This window comes from Caldimonas caldifontis, from assembly GCF_002930615.1.
In the GTDB taxonomy this organism is placed as follows: Bacteria; Pseudomonadota; Gammaproteobacteria; order Burkholderiales; family Burkholderiaceae_C; genus Caldimonas; species Caldimonas caldifontis.
In genome coordinates, this window is sequence record NZ_PSNX01000010.1 from 39,713 (window position 1) to 52,582 (window position 12,870).

General features: G+C 68.9%; 8 protein-coding genes. 3 read left to right on the forward strand and 5 right to left on the reverse strand.

Features of this window, described 5'->3' with window-relative positions; translation table 11 throughout:
• The first annotated feature begins 7 nt into the window (after nucleotides 1-7).
• Nucleotides 8-1,375: a phosphate regulon sensor histidine kinase PhoR gene (gene phoR / locus C1704_RS11320; protein ID WP_104302839.1), complete on the forward strand. Its 1,368-nt coding sequence runs from the start codon at nucleotides 8-10 to the stop codon at nucleotides 1,373-1,375.
• Here phoR and C1704_RS11325 read toward each other — a convergent pair.
• The 5 genes from C1704_RS11325 to trxA all read right to left on the reverse strand — a co-directional run bounded on the left by C1704_RS11325 (nucleotide 1,362) and on the right by trxA (nucleotide 6,751).
• Complete coding sequence (locus C1704_RS11325) at nucleotides 1,362-2,708, reverse strand: MATE family efflux transporter (RefSeq protein WP_104302840.1); 1,347 nt, start codon at nucleotides 2,706-2,708, stop codon at nucleotides 1,362-1,364. The genes phoR and C1704_RS11325 overlap by 14 nt on opposite strands.
• Complete coding sequence (locus C1704_RS11330) at nucleotides 2,708-4,381, reverse strand: hypothetical protein (RefSeq protein WP_104302841.1); 1,674 nt, start codon at nucleotides 4,379-4,381, stop codon at nucleotides 2,708-2,710. Before C1704_RS11330 ends, C1704_RS11325 begins: the two co-directional genes overlap by 1 nt.
• Before the next feature lie 161 nt (nucleotides 4,382-4,542).
• Nucleotides 4,543-4,803 carry a type B 50S ribosomal protein L31 gene (locus C1704_RS11335; protein WP_104302842.1) on the reverse strand — a complete coding sequence of 87 codons (261 nt, stop codon included), beginning with the start codon at nucleotides 4,801-4,803 and terminating at the stop codon, nucleotides 4,543-4,545.
• 92 nt (nucleotides 4,804-4,895) lie between these two features.
• Nucleotides 4,896-6,158, reverse strand: a complete 1,263-nt coding sequence (gene rho, locus C1704_RS11340; protein WP_104302843.1) for a transcription termination factor Rho — start codon at nucleotides 6,156-6,158, stop codon at nucleotides 4,896-4,898.
• A gap of 263 nt (nucleotides 6,159-6,421) precedes the next feature.
• Nucleotides 6,422-6,751 (reverse strand): thioredoxin TrxA, encoded by a 330-nt coding sequence (gene trxA, locus C1704_RS11345; protein WP_104302844.1) that lies wholly within the window; start codon nucleotides 6,749-6,751, stop codon nucleotides 6,422-6,424.
• 132 nt (nucleotides 6,752-6,883) lie between these two features.
• On the opposite strand from trxA, the gene C1704_RS11350 reads away from it, so the two are divergent.
• A complete protein-coding gene (locus C1704_RS11350) occupies nucleotides 6,884-9,562 on the forward strand; it encodes a PD-(D/E)XK nuclease family protein (protein ID WP_104302845.1) in 2,679 nt (892 codons plus the stop codon).
• A complete protein-coding gene (locus tag C1704_RS11355) occupies nucleotides 9,559-12,864 on the forward strand; it encodes a UvrD-helicase domain-containing protein (protein ID WP_104302846.1) in 3,306 nt (1,101 codons plus the stop codon). The genes C1704_RS11350 and C1704_RS11355 overlap by 4 nt, the downstream gene beginning before the upstream one ends.
• The last annotated feature ends 6 nt before the right edge of the window (nucleotides 12,865-12,870 follow it).

The following is a 12,870-nucleotide window of genomic DNA, read 5'->3' on the forward strand; positions in this document are numbered from 1 at the left end:
CATTTTCATGAACTGGCTATTTCCCCGGGCACTGGCCGGCGTGGCGCTGGTGATGTCCGGTGCCCTGCTGGGCTATCTGGCAGGGCTGACCGTCGATTCTCCGGCGGCGCTCGGCTTGCTTGGGGCGGCCCTGGCCGCGGCCCTGCTGATCCTGCTGGACACCCTGCGCGGCCATCGACTGCTCGCGTGGCTGAGGGGCGCGCAGCACACACCTGCGCCTCGCGACGCAGGGTTGTGGGGGGAGGTGGGCTATCGGGTCGAACGCTCCTTGCGTCTGCGAGAACAACAGGCCTCACAGGAGAAGATGAGGCTGACGCAGTTCCTGTCGGCCATCGAGGCCTCTCCCAATGGCGTGATGATGCTCGACCCCGAGGACCATATCGAATGGTGCAACCGGGTGGCGGCCGAGCACTTCGGGCTCGATCCGCAGCGTGACCTTCATCAGCGGGTGACCAACCTGGTGCGGGCGCCCGCCTTCGTGAGCTACCTCCAGGCGGGTCAGTTTGCCGCGCCGGTGACATTTGCGGGGGCACGCGGTGGCGTGACGCTGTCGGTCAATGTGCGTGAGTATGGCGAAGGCATGCGCCTGGTGCTCTCTCAGGACATCACCGAGCGCGAGCGGTCCGACCTCATGCGACGCGACTTCGTGGCCAATGTCTCGCACGAGATCCGCACACCGCTGACCGTGCTGGCCGGTTTCATCGAAACCCTGACCAACCTGCCCCTGACCGAGGTCGAGCGCAAGCGGGTGCTCATGCTGATGGCGCAGCAGACCGAGCGCATGCAGACCCTGGTCAGCGACCTGCTGACGCTGGCGCGCCTGGAGGGGGGGCCGCGTCCACCCACCGACGTGTGGTGCGACGTGTCGAAGCTGATGTTGCAGATGGAACAGGATGCGCAGACCCTGTCCAAGGGCCGGCATGAGATCGTCTTCCAGATGGAGCGACCCGCGCGTCTGGCGGGTGTGGAAAGCGAGTACTTCAGCGCACTGAGCAACCTGGTGAGCAACGCCATCCGCTACACGCCCGAAGGGGGGCGCATCGATGTGTGCTGGCGCGTGCGGCCCGATGGGAGCGGCGAGTTCCTGGTGAAGGACACCGGCATCGGGATCGAGAAGGAACATCTGCCTCGCCTGCCCGAGCGCTTCTACCGCGTGGACGGCAGCCGGTCGCGCGAGACGGGGGGCACGGGCCTCGGTCTGTCAATCGTGAAGCATGTGATGCAGCGCCACGGTGGCGAGCTCGATGTCCAGAGTGAACCGGGCAAAGGGTCTCAGTTCAGGCTGGTGCTGCCGGCTCTGCGCGTGAGCCCGGGGGAGCTGGGCGGCAGCCGTGCGGCCACTCCCACCCCCGAGGCACCGGTCACGCCGGGCTGAGCGTACGCCCCACGCGGCGATACATCAGGGCCAGCAAGCTGGCCACCAGCGCCAGCGCAGCCAGGTTGGCGGCCCAGAAGCCCCGCGCCCCCTGCAGGGCCTCGGGCACACCGCCCGTGACGTTGAAGCCCAGGAGCCAGCCTCCCGCCAGGCCGATGCCCCACAGCGACACGACATAGGCCAGGGCTGGTGCCAGGGCGATGCGGAAGGAGCGCAGCGCGAAGGCCGTGGTGATCTGGCTCGCATCGAAGATCTGGTACACGGCAATGAAAAGGAAGAGCTGCAGCGCCACGGCGCGCACGGCCGGATCGGGGCTGTAGAAGCCGACGATGGCGCTGCGCAGCAGCCACAGCACGAGACCCAGGGCAACGGACAGGCCGGCCGCCAGGCGGATGCCGTGCCAGCCGGCCTGGAACGCCTCTCGCGGATGCCCGGCCCCACGCAACTGCGCCACCCGTGCACCGGTGGCCACGGCGATCGACAGCGGCAGCATGTAGGCCACCGAGGCCAGGTTGGCCACCACCTGGTGACCGGCCAGCGCCGTGGTGCCGAAATGTGAAATGAACACCGCCATCAGCGCGAAGGCCGTCACCTCCACGAAGTAGCTGGCTCCGGCGGGCAGTCCCAGGCGCAGCAGCTCCTTCTGGTCGGCCCAGCGGGGGGCGGTCCATCCGCTCCACAGGGCGAAAGGGCGGTAAAGCGGATGCCGCGCGAGCAGGGCCCCACCCACGGCCAGCTGCAAGGCCAGCACGATTACCGTGGCCACGGCACATCCCGGGGCGCCAAACGCTGGCAGCCCGGCGCCGCCAAAGACGAACCAGGCGTTCAGCGGCACCTTCAGCGCCAGTCCGCCGAGTTGCAGTACTGTCACGAGCAGGGGCCGCGAAATGCCCTGGTTGAGGCCGCTGTAGCAGCGAAACAGCAGCGCCAGCGGCAAGCCCCATCCCAGCCAGTGCAGGTAGTCGCGGGTGCGCTGGGCCACCTCCGGGGCCACGTCGGTCAGGGCCAGCAGGGGCCCCGGGAAGAACAGCAGTGCCATCCCAGGCAGCGACAGGAAGGCCGCCAGCCAGACCCCTTGCTGGAAGACCTGGCCGACCTCGGCGGGGGCATTGCTGCCGCGGTGGTGACCGACCAGGGGAATGAGGGCCTGGACCACACCGGTCAGGCCGATGAAGACGCAGATATAGATGGCCGCACCGATCGACAGCGCGGCCAGATCCTCGGGGGAGGCTCGGCCTGCCATCAGCGTATCGACCACGCCGAAACCGATGGTGGCGAGCTGGCCCAGCAGGATGGAGCCCGCGTCGCGGGCGATGGACCGCCAATGGGCCATCAGCGCGCCTCGGTGGCAGACGTTGCCGGGTCACGCCGGAAGACGTAGGTCTGTTCCTGGCGGTCGGTGGGGCGACGCTCGGCGGCGATCTGAACCCAGCCTTGCGGGGGCTGAGGTGGCGTGTTGCGGGTCCCGATCAGCAGCAGATGGTCGCACGAGGGCTTGCCGGGGTCGCCCAGCCCTTGATGCAGCGTGAAGCCCCCCAAGGCCTCCAGGGCGGCCAACTGGTGGCGGGGCAGACCGCTGGCCCGCACGCAAGCGCCGGCGGGCAGATGCTGGGCGAGCCGTTCCACCAGGGGGCGGTCACTGCGGGCGTAGTTCAGCAGGGGCAGCCACAGCGTGAGCATCAGCAGCCAGATCAGTGTCACTCCCCCCGCAGGGAGCACCAGACTGCGCCAAAGCGCCTCGCGATGGCGACCGGTGCGCCAGCGCACCAGCCAGCCCCAGGCCAGGGTGGCCGCCAGGCCAAGACCGAATGCCAGCCAAGAGAACTGGGCCTCGAAACCTGGCGCCAGTTTGGCGATGTTCGCGGCTGGTTTGGCCGGCAGGCCGGTGTGCATCGCCGCGTACATCACCCACACGAAGAGCGCGATGGCGGTGAAGAAGCACACCGAGAACCAGTCGATGGCCGACGCCATGGGGCGGCGCAGGGTGGGCAGGGCGAAGGCCGACAGCACGGCCAGGGCGGGCAGCCCCAGCAGCAACGCGCGGTCGGAGCCGTTCATCGCCACGCAGCCGACCACCGCGATGCCTGCTGCGGCCAGGGGCCAGGCGATGTGGCGGTGCAGCAGGTGATGGCGCCAGCGCCACAGGGTCCAGCCGGCCAGCAGCCAGGCGGGCCACGTGAACCACAGCAGCAGGCGCGCCACCTGGGCAGGCGAGGGCCAGTCCAGCACATGCCAGCGCCAGGTGCCCAGGGCGGTGGCCAGCAGGACTGCCAGCACGGCGGAGGCGAGGATCCAGGGCGCAAACGCCCGCGTGCTGTCGTAGTGGGACCGCAGGCAGACGACCCCCCCTGCCATGCCCAGGGCGAGGGCGATGCTGGCAGCGCCGCTGCCGGCCATCAGCGGCAGGGCGGCGAGCATGGCCACGCGCGGCTGCCAGCCCCGATAGGTGCTGGCAGAGACGGCATACAGGGCCAGGCTGGCACCGGCGAGTTGCACCAGTTCGGGAGTGATCTCGTGGCCCAGTTGCAGCAGGCCCAGGCAGGCCAGCAGGGCGAGCACGGCACCGTCGGCCACGGCGCGTGCATAGTCCACCGGATGGGCCTCACCGCCAAACGCAAACGCCACCGGCTGGGCCGCCTCAGTGCGCGCGAGGTGATAGCAGCTGTACCAGGTGAGAGCCAGTGAGGCCGCCAGCAGCAGCGCAAAGGGCACCCGCGCGGCCAGCTCCGGGCCCAACCAGCCGCCCAGCGCCTGGATGAAGAGTGCACCGAGCCAATAAGGTAGCAAGCCACCGTCCGAGGGCACTCCGGCGATGAGAGGGTGCCACCAGTCACCCCCACGGGCCAGCCCGTGCATGTAGCCATAGGCCGTGACGTCTGCATTGCGCCAGGGGTCGCGACCGAAGTGACCCGGCAGCACATAGGCTGCGCACAGCAGCAGCAGGGCCACGCGTGGCAGTCGCCGCGCCGCGCGCTGGGTGACGATGGCAGGGGTGGGGTGGTTCAAGGGGCGAACGGGGGCACACGTGACTCGGGCGCCATCATGCAGGAATTCGAGGCGGCCGGGGTGGAATGTCGGTGTCGTCTGGAAACAAACAAGGCAGCCGGTTGCCCAGGCTGCCTTGTCGGGAGATGCTCGGCGCGGGCAAGATGCCACGCCGGGGGGGGTTACTTCTTGAGGCCGACGCGCGCAAACTTGTTGCGGAACTTCTCGACGCGGCCACCCAGCGAGTCCACGCTCTTTTGCGTGCCGGTGTAGAAGGGGTGCGTCTCGCTGGTGGTTTCCAGCTTGAACAGCGGCAGTTCGCGGCCGTCGTCCATCTTGATGGTTTCCTTGGTCGGAGCGCACGAGCGCGTCACGAACTGGAAGCCGTTGGACAGGTCCACGAAGCACACTTCGCGGTAGTTGGGGTGAATGCCTTCTTTCATGCCGGATCCTCTCGTCGCAGGTGGGCCGGGAGCCACGCCGAACCCCTCGGCGCACTTTCCGGAATGCGGAAAACCTGCAATTATAGCCTTAATCAGCCGCCTCGACGCATCATGTCGAAGAAGTCGTGATTGTTCTTGGTGGACTTCATCTTGTCGAGGATGAACTCCATCGCCTCGATCTCGTCCATCGGGTAGAGCAGCTTGCGCAGGATCCAGGTCTTCTGAAGGATCTCGGGCTTGAGCAGCAGCTCTTCGCGGCGGGTGCCCGACTTGTTCAGCAGGATGGACGGATAGACGCGCTTTTCGGCCATGCGGCGATCCAGATGGATTTCGCAGTTGCCGGTGCCCTTGAACTCTTCGTAGATCACTTCGTCCATGCGGCTGCCGGTGTCGATGAGCGCCGTGCCGATGATGGTGAGCGAGCCGCCTTCCTCGATGTTGCGGGCTGCGCCGAAGAAGCGCTTGGGCCGTTGCAGGGCGTTGGCATCCACGCCGCCGGTGAGCACCTTGCCGGACGAGGGCAGGACGTTGTTGTAGGCGCGCGCCAGACGGGTGATGGAGTCCAGCAGGATCACCACGTCCTTCTTCAGCTCGACCAGGCGTTTGGCCCGCTCGATGACCATCTCGGCCACCTGCACGTGGCGGGCGGCGGGCTCGTCGAAGGTGGAGCTGATGACCTCGCCGCGCACGGTGCGCTGCATCTCGGTCACTTCCTCGGGGCGCTCGTCCACGAGCAGCACGATGAGATAGACGTCGGGATGGTTGGCCACGATGGCATGGGCCAGGTGCTGCATCATCACCGTTTTGCCGCTCTTGGGCGGGGCCACCAGCAGGGCACGTTGGCCTTTGCCGATGGGGGCGATGAGGTCGATGATGCGGCTGGTGATGTTTTCGTCCGACTTGATCTCCCGCTCGAGCTTGAACTGCTCTTTCGGGAAGAGCGGCGTCAAGTTCTCGAACATGATCTTGTGCTTGTTCTCCTCGGGGGTGAGGCCGTTGACACGGTCCACCTTCACCAGAGCGAAATAGCGTTCACCGTCCTTGGGCGTGCGCACCTCGCCCTCGATCATGTCGCCGGTGTGCAGGTTGAAGCGACGGATCTGGCTGGGCGAGAGGTAGATGTCGTCCGTGCTGGCCAGGTAGCTGGTCTCGGGCGAGCGCAGGAAGCCGAAGCCGTCGGGCAGCACCTCCAGCACGCCATCGCCGAAGACCTGCTCGCCCTGCTTGGCGCGCTTCTTCATGATCGCGAACATCAGCTCCTGCTTGCGCATGCGGCCGGTGTTCTCGATCTCCAGCGACTCGGCCATCTTGATGAGCTCCGAGACGTGCAGGACTTTGAGTTCTGAAAGATGCATGGGTGGGAACCCTGGTCGGTGTGGTGTCGAAACTGGGAGAGAGCCTGGAACCCGTCGAGGCGGCGACGCATGCCGGCCTGGCATGCGAACCTGTCAGCCGGGACCGGGCGTGTCATCCGCCGCAGCGGCGAACGCGGTGTCAGGGAAGGATGGTGAGCCGAAACTGGGCGCCGTCGATCGGGCGCAGCGGCGTGTTCAGCGACCTATTGCCCGTTGGACTGCGGCGGGCTTGTGGCTCCGGCCGCAACCAACATTTGCGCTGATTATAGATGCCCGTCGACGAAGGCCGTCAACTGGGCTTTGGACAGGGCGCCGACCTTGGTGCCGGCGAGCTGGCCGCCCTTGAAGATCATCAGCGTGGGGATGCCACGGATGCCGAACTTGGCGGGCACCTCGCGGTTCTCGTCCACGTTCATCTTGGCGATCTGCAGCCGGCCGTCGTAGTCCTTGGCCACCTCGTCCAGGATGGGGGCGATCATCTTGCACGGACCACACCACTCGGCCCAGTAGTCCACCAGCACAGGCTTGTCGGCCTGCAGCACGTCGGCGTCGAAGGACGCGTCCGAGATGTGTTTGATCAGCTCGCTGCTCATTGCTTGTTCCTCATAGGTGTCGGGCCCGCAGCTCGACAAGGCACAATGATTTTGACACAAAGCCCGCCGGCCCTTGCCCGGGCAGGGAGTCCGCTTCTTGCCGGGCTGCCCCGGGGCCGGCCCGACGGACGCATGAATCCGAATCCGACCCTCGCCACAGAGCGCCGCCACCTGCCGCACCAACCCGATCCCTGGGGGGCGGTTGCCGCAGAGCTTCAGGCCTTCGCACAGCGTGCGGAGGTGACGCCACGAGACCTCTGGGTCATTCTGCCGTTCGCGCAGCACTTGCCGCTGGCACGCGAGGCCTGGTCTCGTCAGGTGGGTGTGGGTTGGATGCCACGTTTTGAGACCACCGACACCCTGACCGCCGCGCTCCAGCCGCGCGAGCCGAGTGCTGCGCAGGCGCCGACGGGGGACCCCGTGGTGGACCGGCTCATGGCCGCGCTGCTGCTGTCGCGCCAGAGCTGGGCGCAGAGCGTTCGGCGCCAGGATCCGGCGGTCTTTCAGCATTGGGTTCGCCTGCTGGTGGAGACGACCCATCAGCTCATGGACGCGGCGTCGGGCCATGCACCCGCTCGGCGCGAGCACTGGTGGGCCGAGGTCCAGGCCCGCCTCGGCGCCCGCGCCGGGGCCCTGGTGGCCGCAGGTGACGTGGAAGGCGCGTTGTCCCATGTGGCCTGCGCCTGGGCGCAGCTGCGGCAGGCGGCCCCGACCGACGCGCTGTTTGCGGCCCGCCCGGCGGCCTGGGCCGTTGTGCAGGCGGGGGGTGCCGATCCGGTCATGGAGGCCGTGGTGGCGCAGAGCAAGAGACCGGCCTTGTGGCTGGACCTGGATCCTGTGCTCGCGTTCCCGCTGGCCCCGTCGGGCGCCTTGCCCTCGCTCACGGTCTGCCAGGACGCCGAGGATGAGGCCCAGGTTGCGGCGGCCCGGGTGATCCGCCACGTGGCCGATGGTGAGGTGCCGGTGGCGCTGGTCGCCCAGGACCGGGGACTGGTGCGGCGCATCCGGGCCTTGCTCGACCGGGAGCGTGTGCGCGTGCATGACGAGACCGGCTGGAAGCTGTCGACCACGCGGGCGGGTGCTTGCGTGATGGGTTTGCTGCGGCTCGGTGGCGCACGCGCGGCCACGGAAGATCTGCTGGACTGGCTCAAGGGTGGTTTTGTCGATGTCCCGCAGGCCGCGCAGGCGCTGCCACTTTTCGAAGCGACCTTGCGGCGCGCCCAGGTGGCCTGGGTTGGGGAGGGGTGGGCGCCGCCACCGTCGTGGCCGGCCCCGGTCGGGGCGCTGTGGGCGTTCTGGCGAGACACCAGCCAGCCACTTTCCAGGCTTTCTCGTGGCAGCCTTGCACAGTGGCAGCAAGCCCTGCGTGAGTCTCTGCAGCGATGCGGGGCCTGGGCGCGATTGCAGCAAGACCCCGCAGGCCTGCAACTGCTGCAGGCGTTGCGCCTGGACGGCCCGGGGGCCCTGGGGCCCTACGCCGAGCAGTCGTCCGCGGTGGACTTCGACCGCGCCGACCATCTGGCCTGGGTGGACGAGGTGCTCGAATCGTCCTCCTTCCGGCCTGCCGCGATGGAGCCGGTGGAGGTGGTGATCGCGCCGCTGTCACGCTGCATGCTGCGCCCTTTTGCCGCGGTGGTCCTGCCGGGCTGTGACCACAGCCACCTGGGGGCACCGGCGCGCGTGGGCGGCTGCCTGAGCGAGGCCGAGCGGCGAGACCTGGGGTTGCCCACCCGAGACCAAGCCTGGCAAGAGGAGCGCCTTGCGCTGGCCCATGTGCTCACCCATCCGCGGCTGAGTCTTTCATGGCGGCGCAGCCACCAGGGCCAGCCGTTGCAGATGTCGGCGCTGCTGGAGCCGCTGCAGCTGGCCTTGCGGCGTGCGGGGCGCTCGTGGACGCCGGCGATCCAGGCACGTTGGCCGGACATGGTAGACCACCAGCCGGTCGGGCCCACGGCGCCGTCGGCGCCTGACCTGCTGCCCGAGCGCCTGAGCGCCACCGGTTATGAAGCCCTGCGGGCCTGTCCTTACCGTTTCTTCGCCTTGCGCATGCTGGGCCTGGAGGAGGTGGAGACGCTGGACGACGAGCCGGACCGCCGCGATCAGGGGACGTGGTTGCATGCCGTGCTGCACGCCTTCCACCAGGATCGCAAGCGGGGCGGTCGGGATGTGCAGGGCGATGTACAGCGGCTGCTTGCCATCGGGCGCGAACGGCGCGAGGCGCAGGGCCTCGACGAAGCCGCTTTCCTGACCGAATGGCTGCAGTTCGAACGCCTCGCGCCCGCGTACGTCAGGTGGTTGCATGAGCAGGAGGCCGAGGGGTGGGGCTTCGACAGGGGCGAATGGCCCGTGGCGGTGCCGGGCCCCGCGGAGGTGGAGTTGCGCGGTGTGCTCGACCGTGTGGATCGCGGGGAGCACGGCGCCGCAGCCGGTCAGGTGCGGCTGATCGACTACAAGACCTCGTCGGCTGACAGCCTGAAGTCTCGCGTGCGCCTGGGGCGGGGACTGGAGGACACGCAGCTGGCTTTCTATGCGGCCTTGTGGGAAGGCTCGCCGGAGGCGGCCCGTGCCGGGGGCGAGCACCTGCAGGCCGGCTACCTGGCGCTGGAGGTGCCGGTTCAGTGGATCGAGCACAAGGCCGTGAGTGACAGCGCTGCAGCCTTGCGCAAGGGCCTGGCCGAGGACTTGCGTCGCCTGGGCGAAGGCGCGGGGCTGCCGCCCCTGGGAGAAGGACCGGCCTGCGCGCATTGCGCGGCCGATGGACTGTGTCGCAAGGACCACTGGGCGGAGCCGCCCAGGGAAGGTGAGGTATGAGGATCAGTGGCCCAGGGCCCCAGGCGGCCTACCGGATCGACGGGCGGCTGGTCGGGCGCGACGAGTTCTATGCGCAGGCCTGTGATCCTCGTCGCAGCGTGGTGGTGGAGGCTTGCGCCGGCGCTGGCAAGACCTGGATGCTGGTGTCGCGCATCCTGAGGGCTCTGCTGGACGGGGTCCCGGCACGCGAGATCCTGGCCATCACCTTCACGAAGAAGGCGGCTGCCGAGATGCGTGGGCGTCTGATGGAATGGCTGGGCGATCTGGCGCTGGCCGATGAGGGGGCAAGGGTGCAGGCCCTGGTGGACCGGGGCCTGAGCCCCGAGGACGCGCGGGCGCGGGCGGGGGACCTGGCGGGTCTGTATGAACGCCTGCTGGCATCGGGCGAGCAGGTGGAGGTGCGGACCTTCCATGCGTGGTTTGCCCAGCTCATGCGGGCGGCCCCGCTGCAATGGCTGGAACGACTGGGGCTGGCCCCCGAAGCACAGTTGCTCGAAGACACGTCCGAACTGCAGGGGCCTGCCTGGCGCGAGTGGCTCGACAGGGTGCATGCCGATCCTGCATTGCGAGAGGACCTCGCAGCCCTGATGCGTGAGCACTCGGGCAGTCGGGTGCGCGAGTGGTTGCTGGGGCTGATCGACAAGCGTGTCGAGTTCGCCCTTGCCGATGCGGCAGGCAGCCTCGCCGCCAGCGTGCCGTCCGCCGCGCAATGGCGTCCCGCCTTCGCCGGCCTGGATCATCCGGCGCAGCGACTGCGGCACCCGGCCGTGACCGACACCCTGCGTGCCGTGGCGCGGTCGCTGGGGGCGCAGGACAAGGGCACCGCGCGCAAGGCCGCGCAAGCCCTCGAGGAAGCACTGTCGCTTGAGGACGATGCTGCCGCCCTGGCGGCCGCCCGTTCGGCCCTGCTCACCACCAATGGCAGTGTGCGCAAGCACCTCGAGGCCCCTGGCCTGGAGGAAGCCGCAGCCTGGCTGGACGAGATTCAGCAGGGCATGGCCCAGGAGACGGCGCACAGGGAGCATCAGCGTCTGACGCGGCTGGGCAGGGTGTTGCTGGAGGTCTACGAAGCCATCAAGCGCCGTCGCGGGCTGGCCGACATGGCTGATCTGGAGCGCTGCGCACTGGCACTGCTCGGCAACGACAGCCTGGCCGCCTGGATGCAGGAGCGGCTGGACGCGCGCGTGAGCCAGGTGCTGATCGATGAGTTCCAGGACACCAATCCGCTGCAGTGGCAGGCCTTGTCGCACTGGTTGTCGTCCTATGCCGGCGCCAGTGGCGGTGCGAGCGGACAGCGTCCACCCGGCGTGTTCATCGTGGGCGATCCCAAGCAGAGCATCTATCGCTTCCGCCGGGCCGAACCCCGAGTGTTCGAAGCTGCCAAGGACCTGGTGGTGCGAGGCCTGGGAGGCTCGGTCCTGGCATGCGACCACACCCGGCGCAATGCCGCCGGGGTGATCGACGCGGTGAATGCGGTCTTCCTGGCAGCACAGGCCGAAGCGGCCTATTCGGGTTTTCGGGCCCATACCACCGAACGCCACGATGATGTCGTGCGAGGCGGAATATGGGCCCTGCCGCGCGTCGAACGGCCTGAACGCGGGGCCCGGGAAGCTGGTGAGCCCGGCTGGCGCGACAGCCTGTCGCAGCCTCGCCACGAGGCGCAGGAGCCGTGGCGTGCCCAGGAGGCGCGCCTGGTGGCCGATGCGATCGTCCAACTGGTGCGTGGGGACGGCGTGGCGCCGGCGGACATCCAGGTGCTGGCGCGGCGGCGAGCGCCGCTGGCGGGGGTGGCCCAGGCGCTGCGGGAAAGGCACATCCCCTGCGCCAGTCCGGAAGACCATGCCCTGCTGGATGCGCTCGAGGTGCGCGACCTCGTGGCCCTGCTCGATGCGCTGGTCTCGCCGGGGCATGCCCTTTCATTGGCCCAGGCCTTGCGCTCGCCGATCTTCGATGCGACCGACGAAGACCTCGTGGGGTTGGCCCAGCGGGCGCGGGAACTGGGCAGCTGGTGGGCCGCCCTCACTCATGAGGGCCCAGGAGGGTGGCCGAGCGAGCCGCTGCGTCGGGCAGCGCGTCTGTTGCCGGCCTGGGCCGAGGCGGCTCGCCATCTCCCCCCGCATGATCTGCTCGATCGCATCTACGCCGACGGAGACGTGCTGGCGCGGTACGCACGCCGTGTGCCACCCGAGCTGCGTGAATCGGTGCGTCTGCACCTGGAGGCGCTGCTGGCGTGGTCGCTGGAGCTGGACGGTGGGCGCTATGCCTCCCCCCACCAGTTCGTGCATGCGCTGCGGCGGCGGTCCCCTCGCGTGTCTCTGGGCAGCGTGCCGGACGCAGTGCAACTGCTGACGGTCCACGCCGCCAAAGGGCTGGAGGCGCGTGTGGTCTTCGTGATCGACACTGACCCGGATCGGCGCAGCAGCGCCGACCGCCATGACAGTGCCACCGTGCTGGTGGACTGGGTCGCCGACGAGGCACATCCGCGCTGCTTTGCTTTCGTGGCGTCAGAGCGGAACGTGGCACCCAGCCTGGAGGCAGCGATGGCCATCGAACGTGCCGAACGGGCGCGCGAGGCGATGAACGGCCTGTACGTTGCGATGACGCGCGCCCGCGAACGCCTGATCGTGAGTGCGAGCGCGCCGCACAACGGCCAGAACGGGCCGAGCTGGTGGTCCCGCCTTTCGGCGGTGAGTGAAGCCTGGGTGCAGCGCCAGGAGGCGTCCCCGGCTGCACAGGCCGCGCCCGGTGCGGTCGAGGTCTGGCGCCTGCCGAGCCTTCAGCGGCCCGCCGTTTCGCCTGGTCCTGTCCTTGCCCCCGAACGTGGGGCGGGGGCTCGTCTGGGGGAGGTGGTGCATCGCTGCCTCGAATGGCTGGCGGGCCCGGAAGGGCCGGCCTTCGAGCGCATCGACGAGCTGGCACGCGCGGCGGCTGAAGCGCACAGCGCAGACGACGCGATGGCACGGGCGGCCGCCCAGATCGTGCGACGCATGGCGAGCGATCCGACGATCGGCGCCTTGCTGGGGGCCGAACCCGTGGCCTGGGCTGGTAACGAGGTGCCGGTCGTCACCGACGGCCGGCCGGGGCGCATCGACCGGCTGGTGCTGCAGCACACCGCCGATGGCGAGCAGTGGTGGGTGCTCGACTACAAGATCGAGACCCATCCCGACACCGACCCCGCCCTGGTGGCCCAGCTGGAACGCTATCGCCACGCCATCCGCCGCGCCGATCCGCAGCGTCTGGTGAGGGCCGCCTTCATCACCGGGGACGGACGACTGATCGAAGTGATCGACAGCGCGAAATAAGCCCGC

Coding starts and splice junctions, on each gene's coding strand:
- phoR (WP_104302839.1), top strand. CDS start 8: ATGAACTGGCTATTTCCCCGGGCACTGGCCGGCGTGGCGCTGGTGATG.
- C1704_RS11325 (WP_104302840.1), bottom strand. CDS start 2,708: ATGGCCCATTGGCGGTCCATCGCCCGCGACGCGGGCTCCATCCTGCTG.
- C1704_RS11335 (WP_104302842.1), bottom strand. CDS start 4,803: ATGAAAGAAGGCATTCACCCCAACTACCGCGAAGTGTGCTTCGTGGAC.
- rho (WP_104302843.1), bottom strand. CDS start 6,158: ATGCATCTTTCAGAACTCAAAGTCCTGCACGTCTCGGAGCTCATCAAG.
- trxA (WP_104302844.1), bottom strand. CDS start 6,751: ATGAGCAGCGAGCTGATCAAACACATCTCGGACGCGTCCTTCGACGCC.
- C1704_RS11350 (WP_104302845.1), top strand. CDS start 6,884: ATGAATCCGAATCCGACCCTCGCCACAGAGCGCCGCCACCTGCCGCAC.
- C1704_RS11355 (WP_104302846.1), top strand. CDS start 9,559: ATGAGGATCAGTGGCCCAGGGCCCCAGGCGGCCTACCGGATCGACGGG.